Origin of the sequence: Ensifer sp. LC11, assembly GCF_001695835.1 — a bacterium.
Taxonomy (GTDB): Bacteria; Pseudomonadota; Alphaproteobacteria; order Rhizobiales; family Rhizobiaceae; genus Ensifer.
The window spans coordinates 64,987-89,245 of record NZ_MBSO01000020.1; the positions used below are offsets into that span (position 1 = coordinate 64,987).

At 62.7% G+C, this 24,259-nt stretch carries 21 protein-coding genes; 10 read left to right on the forward strand and 11 right to left on the reverse strand.

Annotation, left to right across the window (positions count from 1 at the left end; genetic code table 11):
* Positions 1 to 117: 117 nt before the first annotated feature.
* From BBX50_RS15435 to BBX50_RS15450, 4 genes are all read right to left on the reverse strand, one after another.
* Positions 118 to 303: a DUF3008 family protein gene (locus BBX50_RS15435; RefSeq protein ID WP_065776210.1), complete on the reverse strand. Its 186-nt coding sequence runs from the start codon at positions 301 to 303 to the stop codon at positions 118 to 120.
* A gap of 61 nt (positions 304 to 364) precedes the next feature.
* Positions 365 to 1,984: a cisplatin damage response ATP-dependent DNA ligase gene (locus BBX50_RS15440; protein WP_065776211.1), complete on the reverse strand. Its 1,620-nt coding sequence runs from the start codon at positions 1,982 to 1,984 to the stop codon at positions 365 to 367.
* 4 nt (positions 1,985 to 1,988) lie between these two features.
* Positions 1,989 to 2,999 (reverse strand): ligase-associated DNA damage response exonuclease, encoded by a 1,011-nt coding sequence (locus BBX50_RS15445; protein WP_065776212.1) that lies wholly within the window; start codon positions 2,997 to 2,999, stop codon positions 1,989 to 1,991.
* Between the two features lie 94 nt (positions 3,000 to 3,093).
* Positions 3,094 to 4,047: a nucleoside hydrolase gene (locus BBX50_RS15450; RefSeq protein WP_065776236.1), complete on the reverse strand. Its 954-nt coding sequence runs from the start codon at positions 4,045 to 4,047 to the stop codon at positions 3,094 to 3,096.
* Positions 4,048 to 4,293: 246 nt separating this feature from the next.
* On the opposite strand from BBX50_RS15450, the gene BBX50_RS15455 reads away from it, so the two are divergent.
* The gene (locus tag BBX50_RS15455; RefSeq protein WP_065776213.1) at positions 4,294 to 4,953 is read left to right on the forward strand and encodes a hypothetical protein; all 660 of its coding nucleotides are present in this window, start codon (positions 4,294 to 4,296) and stop codon (positions 4,951 to 4,953) included.
* Between the two features lie 99 nt (positions 4,954 to 5,052).
* On the opposite strand, the gene lysS is transcribed toward BBX50_RS15455, so the two are convergent.
* Together lysS and gltX are read right to left on the reverse strand one after the other, a co-directional pair.
* Entirely contained in the window at positions 5,053 to 6,549 is a 1,497-nt protein-coding gene (lysS, locus tag BBX50_RS15460) for a lysine--tRNA ligase (protein WP_065776214.1), read from the reverse strand.
* 10 nt (positions 6,550 to 6,559) lie between these two features.
* Entirely contained in the window at positions 6,560 to 8,017 is a 1,458-nt protein-coding gene (gltX, locus tag BBX50_RS15465; protein WP_065776215.1) for a glutamate--tRNA ligase, read from the reverse strand.
* 255 nt (positions 8,018 to 8,272) lie between these two features.
* Between gltX and BBX50_RS15470 the strand changes: the two genes are divergently transcribed.
* Both BBX50_RS15470 and BBX50_RS15475 read left to right on the forward strand, forming a co-directional pair.
* Positions 8,273 to 8,620 carry a metalloregulator ArsR/SmtB family transcription factor gene (locus BBX50_RS15470; protein WP_065776216.1) on the forward strand — a complete coding sequence of 116 codons (348 nt, stop codon included), beginning with the start codon at positions 8,273 to 8,275 and terminating at the stop codon, positions 8,618 to 8,620.
* Between the two features lie 224 nt (positions 8,621 to 8,844).
* Positions 8,845 to 9,225: a VOC family protein gene (locus BBX50_RS15475; RefSeq protein ID WP_065776217.1), complete on the forward strand. Its 381-nt coding sequence runs from the start codon at positions 8,845 to 8,847 to the stop codon at positions 9,223 to 9,225.
* Between the two features lie 240 nt (positions 9,226 to 9,465).
* On the opposite strand, the gene BBX50_RS15480 is transcribed toward BBX50_RS15475, so the two are convergent.
* The 3 genes from BBX50_RS15480 to BBX50_RS15490 form a co-directional block, all read right to left on the reverse strand.
* The gene (locus BBX50_RS15480; RefSeq protein ID WP_065776218.1) at positions 9,466 to 10,215 is read right to left on the reverse strand and encodes a TerC family protein; all 750 of its coding nucleotides are present in this window, start codon (positions 10,213 to 10,215) and stop codon (positions 9,466 to 9,468) included.
* A 112-nt stretch (positions 10,216 to 10,327) separates the two neighbouring features.
* Positions 10,328 to 11,167: an AraC family transcriptional regulator gene (locus BBX50_RS15485; RefSeq protein ID WP_065776219.1), complete on the reverse strand. Its 840-nt coding sequence runs from the start codon at positions 11,165 to 11,167 to the stop codon at positions 10,328 to 10,330.
* Positions 11,168 to 11,277: 110 nt separating this feature from the next.
* The gene (locus tag BBX50_RS15490) at positions 11,278 to 11,976 is read right to left on the reverse strand and encodes a TetR/AcrR family transcriptional regulator (protein WP_065776220.1); all 699 of its coding nucleotides are present in this window, start codon (positions 11,974 to 11,976) and stop codon (positions 11,278 to 11,280) included.
* 158 nt (positions 11,977 to 12,134) lie between these two features.
* On the opposite strand from BBX50_RS15490, the gene BBX50_RS15495 reads away from it, so the two are divergent.
* From BBX50_RS15495 to xylB, 5 genes are all read left to right on the forward strand, one after another.
* Positions 12,135 to 13,346: an HlyD family secretion protein gene (locus BBX50_RS15495; RefSeq protein ID WP_065776221.1), complete on the forward strand. Its 1,212-nt coding sequence runs from the start codon at positions 12,135 to 12,137 to the stop codon at positions 13,344 to 13,346.
* 84 nt (positions 13,347 to 13,430) lie between these two features.
* Positions 13,431 to 15,020 (forward strand): DHA2 family efflux MFS transporter permease subunit, encoded by a 1,590-nt coding sequence (locus BBX50_RS15500; RefSeq protein ID WP_065776222.1) that lies wholly within the window; start codon positions 13,431 to 13,433, stop codon positions 15,018 to 15,020.
* Positions 15,021 to 15,104: 84 nt separating this feature from the next.
* A complete protein-coding gene (locus BBX50_RS15505) occupies positions 15,105 to 16,220 on the forward strand; it encodes a metallophosphoesterase (protein ID WP_083213697.1) in 1,116 nt (371 codons plus the stop codon).
* A 163-nt stretch (positions 16,221 to 16,383) separates the two neighbouring features.
* The gene (locus BBX50_RS15510) at positions 16,384 to 17,421 is read left to right on the forward strand and encodes a LacI family DNA-binding transcriptional regulator (RefSeq protein ID WP_065776223.1); all 1,038 of its coding nucleotides are present in this window, start codon (positions 16,384 to 16,386) and stop codon (positions 17,419 to 17,421) included.
* A 61-nt stretch (positions 17,422 to 17,482) separates the two neighbouring features.
* Complete coding sequence (gene xylB, locus BBX50_RS15515) at positions 17,483 to 18,937, forward strand: xylulokinase (RefSeq protein WP_065776224.1); 1,455 nt, start codon at positions 17,483 to 17,485, stop codon at positions 18,935 to 18,937.
* A gap of 38 nt (positions 18,938 to 18,975) precedes the next feature.
* Here xylB and BBX50_RS15520 read toward each other — a convergent pair whose 3' ends face one another.
* Positions 18,976 to 19,338 (reverse strand): nuclear transport factor 2 family protein, encoded by a 363-nt coding sequence (locus BBX50_RS15520; protein WP_065776225.1) that lies wholly within the window; start codon positions 19,336 to 19,338, stop codon positions 18,976 to 18,978.
* Positions 19,339 to 19,480: 142 nt separating this feature from the next.
* Between BBX50_RS15520 and xylA the strand changes: the two genes are divergently transcribed.
* Complete coding sequence (gene xylA, locus BBX50_RS15525; RefSeq protein ID WP_065776226.1) at positions 19,481 to 20,791, forward strand: xylose isomerase; 1,311 nt, start codon at positions 19,481 to 19,483, stop codon at positions 20,789 to 20,791.
* 379 nt (positions 20,792 to 21,170) lie between these two features.
* Positions 21,171 to 22,682 carry a globin-coupled sensor protein gene (locus BBX50_RS15530; RefSeq protein WP_065776227.1) on the forward strand — a complete coding sequence of 504 codons (1,512 nt, stop codon included), beginning with the start codon at positions 21,171 to 21,173 and terminating at the stop codon, positions 22,680 to 22,682.
* A 153-nt stretch (positions 22,683 to 22,835) separates the two neighbouring features.
* On the opposite strand, the gene BBX50_RS15535 is transcribed toward BBX50_RS15530, so the two are convergent.
* Complete coding sequence (locus tag BBX50_RS15535) at positions 22,836 to 24,206, reverse strand: IS1182 family transposase (protein ID WP_065776228.1); 1,371 nt, start codon at positions 24,204 to 24,206, stop codon at positions 22,836 to 22,838.
* Positions 24,207 to 24,259 lie beyond the last annotated feature (53 nt).

The window sequence follows — 24,259 nt, forward strand, 5'->3', positions numbered from 1 at the left end:
GTCTGGCAGGCACAAAACACCCCGGCGGCAAGCGAATGACTAGGTCTTGAGCCGGATAATCCCAAAAGGGTCTTAACAATTCTTGTTTTAGGTGTCGCTTTTATTGCCGAGTGGAGCTCAGTCGTCCTTCCGCTCGGGCAGGTTCTTGTGCTTGGTTTCGGCAAGGTCCTCGAGTTCGCCTTCACTCATGGACTTTTCCATCTCGCGGGACGCGCCCTTGAGGCTCGATTTCTTGACTTCGCCGCGCTTGGCGGCAAGTGCCGCACCGGCCGCTCGTTGCTGCGCCTTGGATTTTGCTGGCATGGGGCACCGCCTTTCCGTTGGTTGCCTTGGCCAACGCGATGGAATGTCGGATGTTCCCGAGTTAGGTGCTTTCACGCGTTTCGATCATTGCCAGCAGCGTCTCAAGCCGATCGGCATCGCGTGGAAGTTTGTCCGGCCTGAGGCGCGCAATGCGCGGAAAGCGCATGGCCACACCGGATTTGTGCCGGGTCGAACGGTTGATGCCTTCGAAGGCCACTTCGACGACGAAGCCGAAATCCGGCTCGGCCCTGACCGCACGGACCGGGCCGAAGCGCTCGGTGGTGTTGTCCCTGACGAAGCGATCGAGAATCTCCAGTTCGGCGTCGGTGAACCCGAAATAGGCCTTGCCGACCGGTACCAGCGTCTCCTTGCCGTCAACGACGGTCCAGACGCCGAAGGTAAAGTCGGAGTAGTAGCTCGAACGCTTGCCATGGCCGCGCTGCGCGTAGATCAGCACGGCATCGATATTGTAGGGCGCGCGCTTCCATTTGAACCACGGTCCTTTGACGCGGCCCGGCGTGTAGGGAGAATCGAGCCGCTTCAGCATGATGCCTTCGATGACAGGATCCGGCGGGGCGGCGCGCAGCTGGTCGAGCTCCTCCCAGGAGGAAAACGGCACCAGCGGCGACAGGTCGAAATGCTGGGCCGAGGCGGTATCGACAAGGTCGGCCAGCATGGCTCTTCGCTCGACAAAGGGTTGCGGGCGAATGTCCCTGTCACCGGAAAACAGAATGTCATAGCCACGGATGAAGGCGGGATAGGCGTCCATCAGCTTGTGATTGACCGTCTTCCGGTTCAGCCGTTGCTGCAGGTCGGCGAAGCTGCGGGTCGCCCGGTTGGTGCGCGTCGTGCCGCCGACCAGCAGTTCGCCATCGATGACGCCGCTGAAGTCGGCGGCTTCCAGAACGTCCGGGAAGGCGCTCGAAATCTCGTCACCGCTGCGGGAATAGAGCCGCCTGGTGCCGCCAATATTGGCAAGTTGCACGCGGATCCCGTCCCATTTCCATTCGGCCGCGAAGTCTCTGGGATCGAGCGCATCGAGATCGCCATCGCCGACCGGATTGGCGAGCATCACCGAATGGAAGATCGCCGGCGTCGAGAGCGCGGGCTTCCCGGCTTCTCCCGAAAGCCAACGGAAAAGCGGCAGATAGGGCGGCGACAGGCCGTGCCACAGCGTTTCGATCTCGGCGACGTCCTTGCCGCCCATTTCGGCGAGCGCCTGCTTGGCGAGCTTGGCGGACACACCGATGCGCAAGCCCCCGGTCACCAGCTTGAGAAAGGCGAAGCGCGCCGGGGTGTCGAGGCGATCGAGCATGTCGCGCACGACGCTGCGCACGTCTGCGCGTCCGGTCATCTGCAGGCGCTCGATGGCCGCGCCGAGCGGAACGTCCGATTGAACGGTTCCGGCCGGCGGCTCCCACACGAGCGACACCGTTTCGGCGAGATCACCGACATAATCGTAGGAATAGCGAAAGAGCACCGCGTCCATGCGTTCGAGCAGCAGATCGCGGATCATTGCCGGCTTGACCGTGTTCAGCGACAAGGTTCCGGCGATCGCCGCAAGCGCGTAGCCTCGATCCGGATCCGGCGCGGTTTGAAAGTAGTCGACGAGCAGCCGCGTCTTGGCGTTGCGCTGCGGGCTTAAGACGAGACGGTCGAGCAGTTCGGCGAAGGCGCGCATCTCGTCACTCTCCCTCGTCGTCATAGCCGACGAGGTGTAGCGGTCGCGCGGCGATGCCCTGAAGCTCGCACCATCTCACCAGGGCTTCCTCGCGCCCGTGGGTGACCCAGACCTCGCTTGGTGCGATCTCGGTGATCGTCTGTGTGAGTTCGGCCCAGTCGCAATGGTCCGAGATGATCAATGGCAGTTCGACGCCACGCTGCTTCGCCCTTTGCCGGATCAGCATCCAGCCGGAAGCGAAAATGGCAATGGGATCGGCGAAGCGGCGCGACCAGCGATCGGCAAAGGCGGCGGGCGGGCCAATCACGATCGTGCCTCGGAAATCCTGCTTCTCGTCTGCGGCAAGCGTCGCCGGGCGCAGCTCGCCAAGGTCGATGCCCCGGCTCTGATAGTAGTCACAGAGCCGTTGCAGGGCGCCGTGGATGAATATCGGCTGGTGGTAGCCCTGTTCGCGCAGGAGGGCGATCACGCGCTGGGCCTTGCCAAGTGCATAGGCGCCGACGACGTGGGTTCGATCAGGAAATTGTGCAAGCGACGTCAGCAGCTTGCGTGTCTCCGCCCGATCGTCCGGATGGTGGAAGACCGGCAATCCGAAGGTCGCTTCGGTGATGAAGACGTCGCAGGCGACGGGTTCGAAGCCGGCGCAGGTCGGATCCCGCCGCCGCTTATAGTCGCCGGAGACGACGATGCGGGTACCGTTCGCACGGACCGAGATCTGCGCCGAGCCGAGGACGTGGCCGGCCGGGTGAAATCCGACCTCGACGCCGTTGACGACGAGCGTCTCGCCGAGGCTGACAGCCTGGCTCGCGCCACAGAACCCTTCGCCGTAGCGGATGCCCATGATGTCGAGGGTCTCGCGGGTGGCGAGCACATGGCCGTGGCCGGCGCGGGCGTGGTCCGAATGGCCGTGGGTGATCAGCGCCCTTTCGACCGGCTGCACCGGATCGATGTAGAAATCGCCGATCTGGCAGTAGAGGCCCTTGGGGGCGGGATAGAGGAGGGCGTCCGGTTTCATGGACTGAAAGATAGCTGGCGAACGCGCGTCCGCCAGCTGTCATCTTCAAGTTTTTCGAGACGCGACGGAAACATCGACCGCGCCTCGATCAGGATCAGCCGCCCAGAACCAGCGTATCGCTGATCAGCTTCAACGTGCGCGCGGCATCGATGTCGATGCAGGCCTTCTGGCTCGGCAGATCGTCCCAGGGGCTCGGCGGGAACAGCCTGTTGTCGGGGCTCTGGATCGTTTGCCCGTCCGCGATGCCGCCGCAGACGACGCGGATCGAACCGCTTCTGACGGTGAAGAGGTCGGGTGCCACGACATAGGCGCAGGCGCAGCTGTCGTGCACGACCATGCCGTCGGGTACGTGCTGCTCGTAGAAGGTCACGTAAAACTTCGAGATATCGGCGAGCAGCTTGCCGGCATCACCGCCATGCTCGGCGATGTCGGCGATCATGGCCTTGGTCATCACGGTCTGGGTGGTGACATCGAGGCCGACGACGGTGACCGGCCACGGTGCCGTCATCACGACGTCGGCGGCTTCCGGGTCGCCATGGATGTTGGCTTCGGCAGCGGGCGTGATGTTGCCGTTGACGTCGAAGGCCCCGCCCATGATGACGACTTCACGCACGAGTGCTGCAAAATCGGGATCCTCGCGCAGCGCCAGCGCCAGGTTGGTCATGCGGCCAACGGCGATCAGCGTCACTTCGCCCGGATGGGCACGGACCGTATCGATGATGAAGCGGTGCGCCGGACGCGGGTCGATCGGCAGGTCGACCGTCTCAGGCACGTCGATGTTGCCGAGGCCGTCGTCGCCGTGAATGAAGGTCGGCCAGCCGACATGCGGACGGTCGGGATTGAAGGTCTTGTCCAGGCCCTTGGCGACCGGCGCATCGATGCCCCAGCTCTGCTTCAGGAACAGGGCATTGCGCGTCGTGGTTTCAACCGAGGCATTGCCGAAGACGGTGGTGATGCCGATCAGGTCGATGGCCGGGTGGCGGTGCAGGAAGAGCAGCGCCATCGCATCGTCGATGCCCGGGTCCGTATCAAAGATGACTTTATGCATTACGTTCTTCTTTTCTTGTTCTTGTGTTTGACGGCTCGCAATGGAGGCAAGATGGCGGTGAATGTCAATCATCCTCCGCGTCCCGCGTGGCGCATCCTGCATTGATGACCGATTGCGGACGGTTGGTCGGCTTTGAGCGATTTATCTCCAGGCCGGCTTAAACTTTCCGAAAGGTCGCGCGCCTAAGCTTGAGGCTTGCCCCTGGGGCTTTTCTGTAATCCTCGACATGACGGCGGAGTCACCCTCGTGAAGGCTATTCTCGGCAAGATCAGGCCATCGAAAAGGCTGCTCGTCATCCTCGCGGCCGCTTTCGGTGTTTCGGCCGCCTCCGGCGGGGCAGCCGTCTATGTCAGCCGCGACGCGCTGATGACGCGGCTGTCCGAACCGAAGGCCTCAGGGCTCGAATGCACGACCATCCGCACGCTAAAGCTTGGCCACAACGGCCAGCGGTGGATCCGCATGCACGTCAAGACCGATCGCGCCGATGGCCAGGCGCGCATCCGCACGGCCTTGCGCGTGGCGGGTGCCCTGGCGAAAGCCGAAAAGGCCGATCTCTATCAGGTGATCGTGCTCGATGCGGCCGGGCCGGAAGAGCGGGCGCAAGTGCGGGGAGCCGCGATCGGTGCGGAGGTCCTTTTTGCCCCTGGCCCGCAAAGCGTGCCAGGCATGAGCGAAATGTTTCGCGCCTCCTATAACGACGGCACTGCAAACTCCGTCGGCGCCTTTCACGGCAAGACGATCGACCTTTCCCTGGACGACGTTCGTGGGATGATGGCGGCCATGGACGACCATTCTTCGTGCATCGACCCGTCGGCGGCTCCTGCCGAAGAAGCCGCGGCGGACGCAGGCGCCGGCGAACATGAGGCAAAACCGGCAGAGACGGCCGAGGCGCCTGCCGGACATTGAGGCTGAGCCGCGACCGGGCGGCGGAAGCGTTCATCGAGGAATCGAAAAGCCCGGCGTTGGCGCGCCGGGCTTTCTTGTTCGTGGCGATGTCGCCTCGGATCAGTCCGCCTTCTGGCGGCGTGCCGGGAAGAGGATCACGTCGCGGATCGAAGGCGCGTTGGTGAGTAACATGATCAGGCGGTCGACGCCGATGCCGAGGCCACCGGCCGGCGGCATGCCCTGGTCGATGGCATCGAGGAACTCGTCGTCCAGCTGCTTGGCCTTTTCGCCGCGCGCATGCGCCTGTTCGAGCTGCTCGACCATGCGGGCGCGCTGCTCTTCCGGATCGTTGAGTTCGGAGAAGGCGTTGCCGAGTTCCCAGGCGTTGCAATAGGTCTCGAAACGCTCGACGAGACGCGGCTCGCCCGGCACTTCCTTGGCAAAGGGCGAAATGTCCTTCGGGAAATGGGTGACGTGGGCCGGCTGAATCAGCGTTCCCTCGACTTTCTCCTCGAAGATGAAGGCGAGGCATTCGCCCCAGGTCCAGTCTTTTTCGACCTCGAAGCCGGCGGCCTTGGCGGCAGCGCGGGCCTCTTCGTCGGTCTTCATCGCCAGGAAATCGATACCGGTCGCTTCCTTGACGGCGTCGGGCATCGGCACGCGGCGGAACGGACCCTTGAAGGAGATTTCCTTGTCGCCATAGGCAAATTCGGTCGAGCCATGGATCGCCATCGCCAGCTCACCGAACAGCCGTTCGACGAGGTCCATGATGTCCTCGTAGTCGGCATAGGCCCAGTAGCACTCCATCATCGTGAATTCCGGATTGTGCCGGGTGGAGACGCCTTCGTTGCGGAAGTTGCGGTTGATCTCGAAGACCTTGTCCGTGAGGCCCGAAACCAGCGTGCGCTTCAAGTACAGTTCCGGCGCGATGCGCAGGTACATGTCGAGCTTCAGCGTGTTGTGATGCGTCTTGAACGGCTCGGCGGTGGCGCCGCCATAGACCGAATGCAGCATCGGCGTCTCGACTTCCATGAAGCCGTCATTTTCCATGAAGCGGCGAATGCCGGAAACGATGCGGCTGCGCTGCTGAAAGCGCACCTTCGATTCCTCGTTGGTCATGATGTCGAGGTGACGCTTGCGATAGCGCAGCTCGATGTCGGAGAGGCCGTGCCACTTTTCGGGCATCGGCAGCAGCGACTTCGTCAGCATGGTGATGGCCTGCGCATTGATCGTCAGCTCGCCGCGCTTGGTGCGGCGCACGACGCCGGTGACGCCGATGATGTCGCCGATGTCGATCATCGGGAGCAGCGCGCGCGCGTCTTCCGGCGTGGTGTCCTTGTGGCTGAAGATCTGGATCTTGCCTGACGCGTCATGGATGTCCATGAACATGCCGGAGTTGCGCGAGGAATAGACGCGGCCGGCGACGGTCACGACGTCCTGCGTCTCGGTATCCGGCTCCAGGCTCTCATACTTGGCGGTGAGTTCGGCGTTGGTCATTGTCCGGTGGAAATGCGCCGGGTAGACGTCGCCGATCTGCTCGCGCAGCAACTTCAGCTTTTGCGCGCGCACTTCGGTGACGTCGGAGGAGAGGCCAGTGGTCTCGGTCTTGTCGTTCATCGTGCTCTCCTTACTTTCCGCTGCCAACCATGGAGGCGACCACCTGGGACGCGACCTTCAGGCGCTGGCGTACCACGGCGCGGCCCAGGATTTCCATGCTGTCGAACAGCGGCAGCGAACGCTGCGATCCGGAAACCGCGACGAACAGAGGCGCCACGATCACCTTCAGCTTCTTGCCCATGCGCTCGGCGACCGCACGCAGTTCGGCTTCGATCGATTCCTTGTTCCATTCAAGGATCTTTTCGAGATCCGGCTGAACGGTGTTCAGGACCTCGAGCAGTTCTTCGGGCGTCGACTTGACGCCGGCGAAGGCTTCGGGCTTGAGGCTAAGGTCGGACTTGAACAGGAAGCTTGCGAGATCGGGCAGTTCGCCGAGCTTCGAGATGCGCGACTGGCTGAGCTTCAGGCCCTGCTTCAGGCGGTCGTTTTCCATCGCCCAGGCAAGGACGCGGGCGGCGAACTCGTCTTCCGAGAGCTTTTCGCGGATCCAGCGGGCGTTCAGCCAGTCGAGCTTCTGGATGTCGAAGATCGCGCCGGCCTTCGAAAGGTTCTCCGGATCGAACTTGGCGGCCAGTTCGTCGATCGTCAGCAGTTCCTCGCCTTCGGCGATCTGGATGAAGAACAGCCCGAGGAAGTTCATCAGCGCTTCCGGCAGGTAGCCGAGTGCGGTGTAGTAGGAGATCGACGTCGGGTTCTTGCGCTTCGACAGCTTCGACTTGTCGGCATTGCGCATCAGTGACAGGTGCATGAAGACAGGGGGTTCAAGGCCGAGATACCGGTAGATCAGTATGTGCTTCGGCACCGAGGCCAGCCACTCCTCGCCGCGCGCGACGTGGGTGATCTTCATCAGATGGTCGTCGACGACGTTGGCCATGTGATAGGTCGGCATGCCGTCGGCCTTTAAGAGGACCTGCATGTCGACGGCATCCCACGGGATTTCGACGTCGCCATAGACGCCATCGTGGAACTTGCACGAGCCCTCGGTCGGGATCTTCATGCGCACGACATGCGGCTCGCCGGCGGCAACGCGCGACGTCACTTCCTCGGCCGAGAGGTTGAGACACAGGCCGTCATACTTCGACGGCTTGCCGGCGGCGCGCTGGCTCTCGCGCATCTGCTCCAGCCGCTCGGGCGTGCAGAAGCAGCGGAAACCGTGACCGTTTTCGACGATCTTCTCGACGTAGGGGCGGTACATGTCCTTGCGGTCGCTCTGGCGATAGGGGCCGTAGGGACCGCCGATATCAGGGCCTTCCGACCATTCGAGCCCGCACCATTTCAGCGCGTCCAGCACCTTCTGTTCGAACTCCGGCGTCGAGCGGGTCGCATCGGTGTCTTCGATGCGCAGGATGAACTCGCCGCCATGCTTTTTCGCGAACAGGTAGTTGAACAGAGCGATGTAGGCGGTGCCGACATGCGGCTCGCCGGTGGGGGAGGGTGCGATGCGTACCCGGACTGCTGAATTTGCCATGGTCTTTGCCCGTCTGACGTGCTTCTCGCCCCTTGCCGGAGAAGATATCCGGCCGTCGGGCGCGCATTTTATGGGAAGGAAAGGCCCGCAAGGGTGCCGCAACAACGGTATCGGCAGGCTATTCCAATGGCTCGGGTGAGACCATAGAACGCCGATCATGTCAACGGAAAGTGGATCACGCCGCTTTTTGTTGACACTGCCTGCGGTGGGCGGTAATGAACCGAAAGGTTATTTAACTGAAAGGTTTTTTAGAAAATGCCGGAAGATCGCCTGTCGACGACGCTCTCAGCCTTGGCCGATCCAACGCGGAGGGCAATCCTCGCTCGCCTCACTCTTGGTGAGGCGTCGGTCGGCGAACTGGCGGAGCCATTCCAAATGAGCCTGCCGGCGGTTTCCAAACATCTCAAGGTTCTCGAGCGTGCCGGGCTGATCAGCCGCGGTCGCGAGGCACAATGGCGCCCGTGCCGGCTGGAGGCGGCACCGTTGAAGGACGTCAACAGCTGGCTCGACAGCTACCGTCGCTTCTGGGAACAGAAGTTTGACCGTCTCGACGCCTACCTGCAGGAGCTGCAGAAAGTCGATCCGAACGCCGGGAAGAACTGAGCGCAGCCCCACTTCCGCCTGCCGCCGTTCTGCTGTATGCAAGGGGCGTCGAAAAAGGCAGGACCGGATAAGGTAAGCCCGGTCCCTTCGGTATTTCAACGAAGCTCTGCTCGAACAGCCCGTTCGAACCCACGACGTGGTTCCGATGCCATCGCATCGGTCCGCGGCGGGGTATGCAGATCGACGCAGTCCGCCGCGTTTCTCGAAAACACGGAGACAGCAACATGCGACTGAACCATATCGACCTCCATAGCCCTGTCGTCGCCGCGACGGCTTCCTTTCTCATCGATCACTTCGGCCTGACGCTGGTTGAAAGGCGGGGCAAGGATGCCTTTTTCCGCCTGACCGACGGTTCGGGTCTGGTTCTCGTCATCAGCCCGCCAATTGCAGCGCTTGGCGGCGGTGATCAGGTGAGCCTTGGCGTGCAGACCTACCACATCGGCTTTCTGCTGCCGACGCGCATTGCGGTTGACGATGCCCATGAGCGCATGCGCGCATCCGGCGTTCAGGTGAACGCACCCGAGGATCGGCACGGCGCCTATGTTTTTTACACGATCATTCCTGGCAACATACTGGTTGAAGTCGGCCACCGCCCGGATGCTTGAATGACCCGAAGGGCGGGGGAACGTTTCTCGCGGAGAAGCGTTGTCCAACCAGAAGACGCGGGGCTGTGCCGCCGGCATGACTTCAGCGGAAGAAAGAGGAGCGATCCTGGTTCCCGCTGACGGCTCGCGGTTGACGGCCGGCCGGTTCGGCCACGCGTCTTCGCTAACTCCCGCAAGCAAGAAGGCCCGCATCGATGATGCGGGCCTTCTGGTGATGAGAGGGCCTCTGCGCCCAGGTTGTCAGGTGAGCTTGCCGGCTTTTCTGAGGCGGGCGTTGCGCGCGACCATGTTCAGAATCTCGACGAGCGCCGAGAAGGCCATGGCGGCATAAATGTAGCCCTTCGGCACATGCATGCCCATGCCTTCGGCGATCAGCGTCGTGCCGATCATCAGCAGGAAGGCGAGTGCCAGCATGACGATCGTCGGGTTCTTCTCGATGAAGTTGGCGAGCGGGTTGGCGGCAACGAGCATGACGGTGACGGCGGCGATGACGGCGATGACCATGATCGGCAAATGCGGCGTCATGCCGACGGCGGTGATGATGCTGTCGACGGAAAAGACGAGGTCGAGCAGCAGGATCTGGGCGATCGCAGCGCCGAAACTGTTGATCGCCGAGGAGGCAATGAAGTCCTCGCCATGATCGGCAGGATCGACATTGTGGTGGATTTCCTTGGTGGCCTTCCATACGAGGAACAGGCCGCCGGCGATCAGGATCATGTCCTTCCAGGAGAAGCCATGGCCGAAGGCCTCGAACACCGGCGTCGTCAGCTTGACGATCCAGGCGACGGTGCCGAGCAGGGCGAGGCGCATGACGAGGGCGAGGCCGATGCCGATGCGGCGGGCCTTTTCGCGATGCTCGTGCGGCAGCTTGTTGGTGAGGATCGAGATGAAGATCAGGTTGTCGATGCCGAGAACCACCTCCATGACGACGAGGGTTACGAGGGCGACCCAGGCGGTGGGGTCTTGGGCAAGCAACAGCAGGTCCTGCATCGGCGATCTTCCTTTTTGGGTGGCGCGTCGTCGCGCAAGAATCGCCGAAAGTATTTAAGCAACACCGAAGAGGTGGCAAGCGCCGCCTCCCTTTGCGGCAGCGCTTTACCGTTTACGATCGGACGGGAATCCACAGTTCGACGACACCCATGCCCGAATGCGGGTCGAAGCGTTCGTCATAGCGCTCGATGAGATCAGGCGTCTCGGCGTGCTGAAGTCCGGACTCCGGCAGCCAGGTGCCGAAGACATGGTCTGCAGTCTTGGCAATCGCGGAAATGTGGCCGCGATGCAGGAAAACGGCATAGCGCTGCTTCGGCAGCTTCAGCGTCGAAAAGCCCTCCGGCAAGAAGTCGGCGTCGCTGACTTCGACTGCTGCCATGTAACGGAAGGTGCCGGCTTCGCCGTTGCTTTCATTGCAGACGCCGTAGGCGATGTTGCCCTTCTGGCCCGGAATGTCGCCGAAATGGCGGTTGAACCGCTGCCAGAGCGACGGGATGCCTTCGGTGCGGCCATAGGCGTAGGTCTCTGCCAAGCCCGCCAAGAGCAGCGGAGGGCTGTCTTCGAAGCGCGGTGGGTCGATCTTGAGAAGGCGGGTGTCGTCCATTCTGAGTGGCTCCATCAGTTCGATGTTTCGAACATGCCTTTGCTTGCGCACCGTTTCCGGCGTAACGCCGAACTGGTCGCGAAAGGCACGGGTGAAAGCCTCGTGCGAGCCGTAGCCCGCATCGAGTGCCACCGAAAGAATGCTGATGGAACCATCTGCCAGCGCCCGAGCGGCATCGCTCAGCCGCCGGCCGCGAACATAGGCGCTGATCGAGCGGCCGGTGACCAGCCCGAAAACGCGTGACAGATGGAAGCGCGAGAGGCCTGCGGCCCCAGCGATCTCATCCAGCGATATGTCCTTTGCGAAATGGCTCTCGATGAACCAGACCGCCCGTCCGATGGCACTCATCCTCACTCCCTTGGCAGCGCCCTGTTGATAGGGTGCTGCCTCAAGGCGCGCTTGATCGCAATTGCTGGATTGTAACGCCGGAGGCCCGGAAGAGTTCGGTACTGGCCGACCTATTTCTTCGGCCCATAGGCGGACATGAAGACGCGGACAGCGGCGGTCACCGTCGCTTCGATCTGTTCCTTCGGCGGGGCGGAGCACATGCCGCCGAACAGGCGGTGCTTGAAGAGGCCGGCCTGGGCCATTTCGATGAATTGACGAGCGGCGATCTCAGTGTTGTCGATGTCGAGCGCGCCGGTCGGAACCTGTCGGTCGAGATAGGCCTTGAGCACGGTGTAGCCGTTCTCGGGTGCCTCGCTGAAGAAGCGTTCGGCCAGATGCGGCATCCGGTCGATCACGCCGATCACCATGCGCATCGAGCGGATGGTCTCCTCGGAGGTCATGCTCGTCGTCAACGTAACGCCGAAGTCGTAGAGCGATTCCTCAACGTCGTCATGATCGTTGAGCGCGTGCTTGGCGGTCTGAACCACCCGGGTCTTGCCCTTGATGATCAGTGCCTTGAACAGGTCTTCCTTGTTCTCGAAATAGACGTAGAGCGTGCCCTTGGAGACGCCGGCCTCACGCGTGATGTCGTTCATGCTGGCCGCGTCGAAACCCTGGCTCAGAAAGGCGCGCCGTGCGCCCTCGAGGATCTGCTCGCGCTTGGCCGGATCCTCGCCGGCGGCATGGCGGCCGCCGCCCGAAGAAAGATCCTCGTCGATGCCGATGTTCGGCTGCACCACATCCTGTGTTCCGGTCTTCACCGCGCTCATGATGGTCGCTTGTTTCCGTCCTGCTTGCATTAAATATCAGTCGTCGAACCGCGTGGTTCGATTTTCTCTTGATATGCGACCAGAAAGGGCTTATGTCAAGTTTCAATCGAACCGAACGGTTCAGTTCGTTCAGCAATCTTTAACCAGGCCGGTGCCCAATGTCCGCATCCAACACGTCCAGCGCTGCTCGCGTCCGTCCCGTCGACGAGAATTTCGAAGTGCAGCAGGAAGTCGCGCTTGAAGCCAAGGCGCCTGCCGCCGAGCAGGCTGCCGTACAGGCTCCGGCCAAGGAGGCCGCGCAGCCGCAGAAGAAGGCACGCAAGCCCATTCTTCCCGTGCTCGGTCTGGCTCTTCTCGCCGCTGGCGCCTGGTTCGGCTATGACTGGTGGACCAATGGCCGCTTCATGGTCTCGACCGATGACGCCTATATCGAAGGCGACATCGCGACGATTTCGCCGAAGGTTTCGGGTTACGTCGCCAAGGTCGACGTCGTCGCGAACCAGAAGGTGAAGGCCGGCGACCCGCTCGTCACCCTCGACGATGGCGACTACCGCATTGCCGCTGAGCAGGCCGAAGCGAAGATTGCCACCCAGAAACTGGCACTCAGCCGTTTCGATGCGCAGATCGCCGGTGCCAAGGCGAGCCTTGCCCAGAGCGAAGCGCAGAAGAAGGCTCTCGAAGCGACGGTGCGCGGCGCCGAGCTTGCGCAGAAGCGCGCAAGTGACCTCCAGTCCAAGGCCGTTGGCACCGTCGCTTCGCTTGACAATGCCGACGTGGCGCTCGACCAGGCACGGGCAAACCTTGCCGGCGCAGACGCCAACATCGCTGCCGCCAATGCGAGCATCACGGTGCTTGAAGCGCAGCGCACCGAAGCCGAAAGCGAGATCCGCTCGCTGGAACTCGCGCGAGACAAGGCCAACCGCGACCTTGGTTTCACAGTGCTGAAGGCGCCCTATGACGGCATCGTCGGCAACGTCGCCGTCCAGGTCGGCGACCTCGTCTCCGCCGGCCAGCGGCTTGCTGCCCTCGTTCCGGTTGACCAGCTCTATATCGACGCCAACTTCAAGGAGACCCAGATCGCCCATCTGGTGCCGGGCTCCAAGGTGAAGGTCCATGTCGATGCCTATGAGGACCATGCGATCGAAGGCACGGTTGCCTCGATCTCGCCGGCCTCCGGATCGGTGTTCTCGCTACTGCCGGCCGAAAACGCCACCGGCAACTTCACCAAGGTGATCCAGCGTGTGCCGGTGCGTATCACCCTGCCGGCCGAGGTGCTGGCCGAGGGGCACCTGCGGGCGGGCCTGAGCGTCGTCGTCGATGTCGACACGCGCACGGCGCCGGACGCGACCAAGGTCGCAGCCACCAAGTAACCGGGCCCAAACGCCGGCGCGCCCGAGGGCGCGTCCCCAAACGCCGGCGCGCTCCAGCGCGCATCCATGCAAGGAGTGGCTGCGATGGCCGCAACGGCAACAGCAGGTTCGGTGGCGGCCGCCGCACCGAAGGTCGAGGAACACATGGATCCGAAGAGGCTGATCGCCTTCTTCGCCATGGTCGTCGGCATGTTCATGGCGATCCTCGACATTCAGATCGTCTCGGCCTCGCTCGCCGAAATCCAGGCAGGTCTCTCGGCCGGTTCCGACGAGATTGGCTGGGTGCAGACCTCCTATCTCATCGCCGAAGTCATCATGATCCCGCTTTCAGGGACGCTGGCGCGCATCGTCTCGACGCGCGTGCTGTTCTCGGTTTCGGCCGCCGGCTTCACCGCGGCGAGCGCGCTTGCCGCGACGGCGACGAACATCGACCAGATGATCGTCTACCGCGCGATCCAGGGCTTCATTGGCGGCGGCATGATTCCGTCGGTCTTTGCGGCCGCCTTCACCATCTTCCCGCCGTCGAAGCGCAACATCGTTTCGCCGATCATCGGCCTGATCGCGACGCTGGCGCCAACCATCGGCCCGACGGTCGGCGGCTACCTCAGCCACGCCTTCTCCTGGCACTGGCTGTTCCTCGTCAACGTTATTCCCGGCATCATCGTCGCGACGCTTACCTGGACCTTCATCGATTTCGACAAGCCGGAACTCGGCCTCTTCAAGAAGTTCGACTGGTGGGGGCTGGCCTCGATGGCGATCTTCCTCGGCTCGCTCGAATATGTGCTGGAAGAAGGTAACGCGAACGACTGGTTCAATGACGATCACATCGTCATGGGCGCCGTCGCCACCGTCATCGCCGCGGTGATCTTCTTCTACCGGGCCTTCAAGGTGGAGTTTCCGGTTGTCGATCTCAGGGCGTTTTCCAACCGCAACTTCGCCTTTGGTTCGATGTTCTCTTTCGTGATGGGCATCGGCCTCTATGGCCTTACCTATCTCTACCCGCTCTATCTCGGCCGCATCCGCGGTTACGATTCCCTGATGATCGGCGAGACCATGTTCGTCTCGGGCCTTGCCATGTTCGTCACGGCGCCTGTTGCCGGCATCCTCTCGGGCAAGCTCGATCCGCGCGTGCTGATGACGATCGGTTTCACCAGTTTTGCCGGCGGCACCTGGATCATGGGGCACATGACCGCCGACTGGGACTTTTACGAGCTGTTCATCCCGCAGATCCTGCGAGGCGTCGGGCTGATGCTCTGCATGGTACCGATCAACAACATCGCACTCGGCACCATGCCGCCGACGCGCATGCGCGGCGCCTCGGGGCTGTTCAACCTAACCCGAAACCTCGGTGGTGCGGTGGGACTTGCGGTCATCAACACGATCCTGACCCAGCGCCAGGACTTCCACTATGCGCGGCTTGCCGAGCATGTGCAGTGGGGCAACCCGGAGGCGATGGAGCGGTTCAACAACATGGCCGCGAACTTCAACGCTCACGGCCTCGACGGCACGACGATCGCGATCAAGCAGCTCGCGGCCATGACACAGCAGCAGGCGATCATCCTGTCCTTCAGCGATATCTTTGTGCTCTTGACGGTGCTGTTCCTGTCGCTGATCCTGGGTGTGATGATGATCAGCAAACCGCAGGGCGTCGGCCCCGGCGGCGACGGACACTAACCATTCTGCTCAGATTGGCCGCACGGTTTACGCGAGCGAAACCGTGCGGCACAATTGCGTCCACTGATATCGAGGGGCGGACGTATGCGCGGATTGGTCTCGGCGGCTCTTTCAAGACGGTCCTTCCTGACCGGCCTTGCCGGCCTCGGCGCGGGACTTGCGGCCCCTCGCACGCGCGCCGCCGTTCCGGCGATCGACGCGACGTTCCTGTTTTCCAATGACATCCATGCCTGCCTCGTCTCGATCGAGGGGCTTGCTCCGAACTGTGCCGCGGAGGGCAAGACCGACGCCAACCTGCTGCGCCACGTGGCGGCGTTGAACGCCGTGCATGCCATGCGCTGGCCTGTGACGGTTGCGGGCAAACCGAGCGGGCTCGCAAGCGCCGGGCGCGAGATCGGCAAGCCGCTCGGCCTGGTGCTTGGCGGTGATATCACCGACGACGGCGGTGGACAGGTGCACCAGCCGCGCGAGGGAAGGCAGCTGCAGCAGTTCTCCAGCCGCTATCAGGAAGGGGCTGGCAGTGACCGCGTCCACATGCCGGTCTTTGTCGGTCTTGGCAATCACGACCTCGACCAGGACGGTCCGCCGCCGCATGTCGACTGGTATCGCCGCGAGCTGCGCGACTATGTCGAGCTCAACCATCGCCAGACGGTGTTTTACAAGCCGCCGGTGCCGGTTACCAACTACGATCCGCTGTCGGATTGCTATTCCTGGGATTGGGGCGGATTGCATCTGGTGCAATTGCAGCGCTTCGGCGGTGACGAAACCAGGGGCGCCGTGAATGCGCTGCCCTGGCTGAAGCAGGACCTAGCCGCCTACGCCGGCGACGGCCGACCGGTGATACTGTTCCAGCATTATGGCTGGGACGCCTTTTCGACCGAAGTCTGGGATGCGAAGGCGAAGACCTTCGACGACGATGGCGATGGTGCGCCGCATTGGTGGAGCGTTGCCCAGCGCCAGGCGCTGCTGGACGTCGTCAAAGGTTTCAACGTGGTCGGGCTCTTCCATGGGCACCAGCACGAAACGGCGATGATCTACCGTCAGGGCGGGCTCGATCTCTTCAAACCGAAGGCAGCCTATATGGGCGGATTTGCCGTCGTGCGCGTCACCGGCGGCTTCATGGATGTGGTGCTGGCCGAGGCAAGTCGGGTCCATGGCGAGGTCGTCTTCACCGACGCCTTCAGCAAGCCGCTGGGCTGACGGACGAGCCTGGCTATTCTCAAAAAAATTGAACTATATCAAAGCATTGTTCTGCTCTTCCCGGTGTCTCGCGCTTCCGCCGTGCGCCGCGATTTTCGATCGTCGCGGATTTTTGATTTACGTACGTCAAAAATTCCTCTAAAGGCAGAGCCCGGAGGAAAACATGCGCCCGACAGTTCACGATATCGCTGCCGAAGCGGGGGTCAGTCTCGCGACCGTCGACCGGGTTTTGAACAACCGTCCGGGCGTACGTGGCGTCACGCGCGACAAGGTCGAGCGCGCCATAACGACGCTCGGCTACGTGCGCGACGTTGCCGCGGCCAACCTCGCCAAGAGCCGCATCTACCCGCTGATCTTCATCCTGCCTGAGGGCGACAACACCTTCATGCGCGGTCTTGCTGCCGAGGTAGAGGCGGCCAAGGCGCGCTCGGCGGTCGAGCGCACCGCGATCACTGTTTTCTCTGTCCCGGCATTCGATACTGCGGCCTTGGCTCAGGCGCTTGAAAGGGCCCGCGCACTGACCCCCGCCGGCGTTGCCGTGGTTGCGGTCGATGCGCCTGAGGTTGTCAAGGCCGTTGATGCCTTAAGCGAAGACGGTATCGCGGTGGTGACACTGGTTTCGGATCTGCCGGGATCGACGCGCGATCATTTTGCCGGCGTCGACAACGTCGCGGCAGGCCGAACCGCTGGCACGTTGATGGGACGGTTCCTTGGGGGACGCGAAGGCCCGGTGGCGATCATCGCCGGCTCGATGCTGGTGCGCGACCATCGCGACCGTCTTGAAGGCTTCGGCGCGGCCATGGCCGAAAGCGCGCCGGGCCGCCGACTTCTGCCCGTCCTGGAAGGCCATGACGATCCGGCCAAGGTCGAGCAACTCGTCTCGAAGCTCATCGCTGATCATGCGGATCTCGCCGGCATCTACAACCTCGGAGCCGGCAATCGCGGTCTGATCGCGGCGCTGGAGAAGACAGGTCGCCAAACGGAGATTTGCGCCATCGCGCACGAACTGACGCCGCATAGCCGTGCAGCGCTCACTTCCGGAACTCTCGACGCGCTCCTCAATCAGGATGCCGGCCATGAGGTGCGCAGCGCCATTCGTGTGCTCAAGGCCCGCGCCGATGGCCTCGCCGTGATCGGGGCGCAGGAGCGCATCCGCATCGAGATTTTCCTGAAGGACAACCTGCCGGTTGACCCGGCGTAACGATTTGGAACTGCTCGGATCCGAGCGGGAAGCCGCCTGGAATTGCTCAACGGAGGCAAGCATGTATCTCGGACTGGATCTCGGCACCTCGGGCGTCAAGGCAATGCTCATCGATGGCGACCAGCGCATTGTCGGTTCGGCCTCCGGCGCGCTCGATGTCTCCCGGCCGCATCCCGGCTGGTCGGAACAGGATCCGGCCGACTGGGTGCGTGCGAGCGAAGAGGCGATATCAGGGCTGAAGGCGGCGCATCCCGCGGAACTTGCCGCCGTCAGCGGTATCGGCCTCTCCGGCCAGATGCACGGCGCGACGCTGCTGGATGCCGACGATCGGGTGCTCAGGCCCTGCATTCTTTGGAACGACACGCGCAGCTTCCGCGAGGCGGCAGCCCTCGATGCCGATCCGCAGTTCCGCGCGATCACCGGCAATATCGTCTTCCCGGGCTTCACCGCGCCGAAGCTCTCCTGGGTGCGGGCGAACGAGCCCGAGATCTTCGCCAAGGTGCGCTGGGTACTGTTGCCGAAGGATTATCTGCGCCTGTGGCTGACCGGCGAACACATGTCGGAAATGTCGGATTCCGCCGGCACCGCCTGGCTCGACACCGGCAAGCGGTGCTGGTCGCAGAGCCTGCTTGCCGCCACCGGCATGGATGAAAAGCAGATGCCAAGTCTGGTCGAGGGGACCGAGGCGGCCGGCCGGCTGCGTCCGGAACTCGCGGCACACTGGGGGATTTCCGGTGAGGTCGTGGTTGCCGGCGGCGCCGGCGACAATGCGGCGTCCGCTTGCGGCATGGGCACGGTTGGCGAGGGACACGCCTTCGTCTCGCTCGGGACCTCGGGCGTGCTCTTTGCCGCCAATGCAAGTTACCTGCCCAATCCGGAAAGCGCCGTACACGCCTTCTGCCACGCGCTGCCGAACACCTGGCACCAGATGGGCGTCATCCTTTCGGCGACCGATGCACTCAACTGGTACTCGGGCATCGCCGGACGGAGTGCCGCGGATTTGAGCGCCGAACTCGGCGATGACCTGAAGGCGCCCGCAGGCGTCACGTTCCTGCCCTATCTCTCGGGCGAACGCACGCCGCACAACGACGCCGCGATCCGTGGCGCGTTTGTCGGGCTCGGTCATGAAAGCAGCCGCGTGGTGCTGACGCAGGCTGTGATGGAAGGCGTGTCCTTCGCCATTCGCGACAGTCTGGAAGCGCTTCGCGCCGCCGGCACAACGTTGTCGCGAGTGACGGCGATCGGCGGTGGTTCGCGCTCGCGCTACTGGCTGAAATCGATCGCGACGGCACTCGACCTGCCGGTCGATCTGCCCGCCGATGGCGATTTCGGCGCCGCCTTCGGGGCGGCCCGCCTGGGCCTCATCGCCGCGACGGGTGCCGATCCTGTCGCCGCCTGCTATGCGCCGCGCACGGCCGAAACCATCGCGCCGGAGGCGGCACTGGTCTCAGCCTATGAGGAGAGCTACCAGCGCTACCGCCGGCTCTATCCGGCGATCAAGGGAGCAGCGTCGTGACGACGCTGCACCCAACGCTTCGTCCGGATGACGCGCGCTCAGCGGGCCGGGACCTTGTCGAGAAAGCCGGTGATCGTTTTCAGGCGGCCGTTTTCGATCTGGCAGACATCGGTGCCTTCAATGACCGAGGCAACGCCTTCCGGGCCGAGCGCCCAGGAAAAGCGGATCGTATCATCGAAACCATCGGCGTCACCCTTCGGCGTGAAGCGAAAGCCGGGGAACTGGCCCTGGACGCCCGCGATCAGTGCGTCGATCCCGGCGTGGCTGTCGCCCTGCATGATCGGGTCGCGGTAACGGACGTCGGCGGCGAAGGCCTTCTCGATCAGGGCTGCGCGGCTCTCGGCGTCGGTGGCGTTCCAGGCGGCCATGTAGGCTTCGGCAATCGCGTTGAAGTCGTGCATCGAAGTGTTCCTTTCGTTTGGCGTTTCGATGCTTCCGGTATCGCCGGACGAGGGAATGAAACCAATTACCTTCCACGTAATGGCCGCGCCTATCGCCCGGGCGATACCGGCCGACACCACTCTTGAAAGAGGAGCAAGACCCGTGAGCACAGGATTTTTCGGCGATATAGCCAAGATCAAATTCGAAGGGGCCGAAAGCACCAATCCGCTTGCCTTCCGCCACTACAACAAGGACGAGGTTGTTCTCGGCAAGCGCATGGAGGACCACCTGCGCTTTGCCGTTGCCTACTGGCACACCTTCGTCTGGCCGGGCGGGGATCCCTTCGGCGGCCAGACCTTCGAGCGGCCCTGGTTCAAGGATACGATGGATGCGGCGAAGCTGAAGGCCGACGTCGCCTTCGAGTTCTTCGATCTGCTCGGCGTTCCCTTCTACTGCTTCCACGATGCGGACGTGCGCCCGGAAGGCAAGAGCTTTGCGGAGAATACGAAGAACCTGAACGAGATCGTCGACCACTTCGAGAAGAAGCAGGCCGAGACCGGCGTCAACCTGCTGTGGGGCACCGCCAACCTCTTCTCCAACCGGCGCTACATGTCGGGTGCGGCGACCAATCCGGATCCGGATGTCTTTGCCTTTGCCGCGGCGACGGTGAAGACCTGCCTCGACGCCACCAAGCGCCTCGGGGGCCAGAACTACGTGCTCTGGGGCGGACGCGAAGGCTACGAGACGCTGCTCAACACCGACCTGAAGCGTGAGCTCGACCAGCTCGGCCGTTTTGTCAATCTCGTGGTCGAGTACAAGCACAAGATCGGCTTCAAGGGCGCGATCCTGATCGAGCCGAAGCCGCAGGAGCCGACCAAGCACCAGTACGACTATGATGTCGCGACGGTCTACGGCTTCCTGAAGAACTATGGTCTGGAGAACGAGGTGAAGGTCAATATCGAGCAGGGGCACGCGATCCTTGCCGGCCATTCCTTCGAACACGAGCTGGCGCTTGCCAACGCGCTCGGCATCTTCGGCTCGATCGACATGAACCGCAACGACTATCAGTCGGGCTGGGACACCGACCAGTTCCCGAACAACGTGCCGGAAATGGCGCTCGCCTATTACCAGGTTCTTTCAGGCGGCGGCTTTGCGACCGGCGGCACCAACTTCGACGCGAAGCTGCGTCGTCAGTCGATCGATCCCGAGGACCTGCTGATCGGCCATATCGGCGGCATGGACTGCTGCGCCCGCGGCCTGAAGGCCGCGGCGAAGATGATCGAGGACAAGGCGCTCTCCGCACCGCTCGAAAACCGCTACGCGGGCTGGCAGGTGCCGGAAGCCAAGAAGATGCTCGACGGCGGCTTCTCGCTGGAGGAGATCGAAGCCTGGGTGCTGAAGTCCGACCTCAACCCGCAGCCGAAGTCCGGCAAGCAGGAGCTGCTGGAAAACGTCGTCAACCGCTACGTCTGAGTGACGATCCGATATCGACAGGCGGCCGGGATAATCCCGGCCGCTTTCGCTTCTGTCATATTTCGCCACCCTGGATTTGTATTTTTCCACAGCAGGAAATCCATGGCGCTTTCTGGTTGTTGCCGGGATGTGGATTTCATGGAAGTCTTTATCAGCCAATCGTGATGTTGGCGCGCGGCCGTCGACACAGATGTGTCTCTCGACGTGGGTTGTGTTCGTTCTTTCGATTCGCAATTGAAGATAGCATTTTTGATCGTCTACAATTTGCAGTTATTTCTACATTATGATGTGGTAAATCTCTGGTGCAGGGTACGCCGAACCTTGAGCTGCAGCGGCGACTTGTCATGCGTCCTGTCGCGGCACCGGGGGAACTTTCCGCATGACCAGCTTCGATTCAAAAACAAAACTGCTCAACGAGCGCCTGCAGTTCGTCGACCTTGACGACACGCAGAGGACGGCGCTCGCACGTTCGCTGCCCGTGATTTCGGCCTCGCTCGATAGGGCGCTGAACAAGTTTTATTCCAAGGCGCGCGCCAACCCGGAAACCGCACGTTTCTTTGCAAGCGACGCGCATGTGCAGGGGGCGAAGGCCAGGCAGGCGAAGCACTGGGAACTGATCGCGTCCGCCAGGTTCGATGCGCAATATGTCGATGCCGTCACCACGATCGGCAAGACGCATGCGCGCCTTGGCCTCGAGCCGCGCTGGTACATCGGCGGTTATGCGCTGATCATCGAATCCATCCTGCAGAGCGTCATCGAAAGTCACTTGAAAGGTTTCCTGCATCGCAACAAGGCGAGGGAAATCGGCACGGATGTCGCCGCCGTCGTCAAGGCGGCGATGGTCGACATGGATTACGCGATTTCCGTCTACCTCGAGGCACTGCAGGAAGAGCGCGAGCGATCCGAAGCGGAACGACAGGTTTTGAACGGCCAGCAGGAAGAGGCACTTTCGGCTCTCGAAAACTGTCTGAGGCGGCTCGCCGACGGCGATCTCACCGCCGTGATCGCTGCGGAACTGGCGCCGCAATTTGCAAGTTTGCGGGGCAATTTCAACGCCGCACTCGCCAAGCTCGACCAGACCTTCGGCGCGATCGTCGGGGCGTCCGAGGAAACGGCCAACAATGCCGGCGAACTGGTGTCGGCGACCGACGACATGGCGCGGCGTACCGAGCAGCAGGCAGCCTCGCTGGAAGAAACGGCGGCGGCGCTTGAGGAGATCACCACCATTTCCAAGGAAGCCGCGTCTCGTGCCGAGGAGGCGCGGCGGGTGGTTGGAAACGCCACGGAAGAGGCGCGCAAGTCCGGAGCGATCGTCGAACAGGCCGTGGCGGCAATGAGCGCGATCGAGGAATCCTCGCGCAAGATCACCCAGATCATCAGCGTTATTGACCAGATCTCGTTCCAGACCAACCTTTTGGCGCTGAACGCCGGGGTGGAAGCGGCGCGCGCCGGGGAGGCAGGCAAAGGCTTCGCGGTCGTCGCGCAGGAAGTGCGCGAACTAGCGCAGAAGTCGGCCGAAGCAGCGCGCGAGATCAAGGAGTTGATCGACAAATCGGCCGAGGACGTGCTGATGGGCGTGTCGCTGGTCAACAAGACGGGCGAGGCGCTGCATCATATCGGCGACCAGGTGATCCACATCAACGGCCATATCGATGCGATCGCCGGCTCGGCCCGTGAGCAATCGGCCGGCATCGGCGAGATCAACACGGCGGTCACCAACATGGATCAAATGACGCAGCAGAATGCGGCAATGGTCGAAGAGACCAGCGCCGCGACCCATACACTCATGCAAGTGAGTACCACGCTCAAAGGGCTGGTCGATCAATTCACCGTATCCGCCGGACGGCAGGGCAAGGCCAATCCGGTGCCTGCCAACCGGCGCTACGGATGATCGTCTGAGGAGAGCGGCGGACGAGGGGGAAGGGCGCCACCGGCGCGCCTTCAGACCGCTGACAAACCCGTCGATTTTTCGGCGGGTTTTGTTTTGTGGATTTGGTGCTGACGTTGGGGCGGGTTTCCGGGTGGCAAAAGTGGCGGCCTGCGCTCACGCCGGTCTCGGTTTTGGCGCTTTGGTCAGCGCCATGGCGATCTTCTTGATGTTCTGCGCTGCGGCTGCCAGCAGGCACTGGCATGCGACGCGGATTCGACTTCGAAAGCGGGCATAGCGATGGCCGTGCAGTTGCTTGGCGTCGGCAAACGAGCGCTCGACCGTCTCCTTGCGGCGCTTGTAGATCGCCTTGCCCCAGGGGGTCAGGCGGTGGGCGTCGGTGCGTTCCCGAGCCTCGGCCCAGACATGGCGGGTGATGGTGCGGATCGCCTTGGTGTTGGCCGTGCAGGAGGCCAGCAGCGGACAGTCGCGGCAGATCGCCGGATCTGAGCGGTAGTGGCGATAGCCGTTGCGGTCGGTGGTGGCATAGGTCAGAAGCTGACCCTCGGGGCAGCGGTAGCCATCCTGCCCGTGGTCGTAGACGAACTTCGACGTGCGCATCATGCCGGGTTTGGGCGGGGTCGGATTGCGATAGCCGGTGACGCCGAGGATGGCGCGCTCTTCCAGTCCCCTGGCAATGGCGGACGTGGCATAACCGGCGTCGAGCCCAACCGCCTTGACGTCGAAGGCGAACCGCTGGCGCTGGCGGTCCAGCCGGTCGAGATAGACGATACTGTCATGCACGTTGGCCGGCGTCACATGGGTATCGGTGATGATCGCGTGCCGGCCGTCCACCGTGCGGTGGTCGAGATAGAAGAAGCCCTTCGGCTTGCCGTCGCGCACCATGTAACCGCTCTCCGGGTCGGTGCGCGACATCTTGGTCTCCTTCACCTCGGGCTCGCGCTCCTTCTCCTTCAGCGGTTTCTGGCCGTGCAACGCCCGCTCCGCATCGATCGCCCGGTCGAGATCGGCCCAGTAGTCGCAGCGGGACTTTTCGATCATCTGCAGGTCGTATTTGCCCGTGTTGGCATTCGCCTTCAGATGGGTCGAGTCGGTATAGAGCACCGTACCGTCGACCAGCCCATGACCGATCGCCTGGCTGACGATGTGATCGAAGATGTCTTGCGCCACCGACGTGTCGTTGAAACGCCGCCGCCGGTTCTGCGACAGCGTCGAGGCGTCGAACACCCCATCCGTCAGCTTCATCCGCAGGAACCAGCGATAGGCGACATTGACCTCGATCTCGCGCGCCAGCTGGCGCTCGGAGCGGATGCCGAACAGGTAGCCGATGAACAGCGCCTTGAACATCAAGGTCGGGTCGAGCGGCGGGCGGCCGTTGTCGGCGCAGTAAAGCCCGGCAACCCGATCGTGGATGAAGGAAAAGTCGATCACCGCATCGATGCGGCGCAGCAGGTGATCCTGCGGAACCAGGCTGTCGAGCGTCACCATCTCGAGTGCGGTCTGTTCGGGAGCGGGTTTCTTCAACATAACCCAGTGAATCAAAAACCCCCGGCAAACGCCAGAGGTTTGTCAGCAGTCTG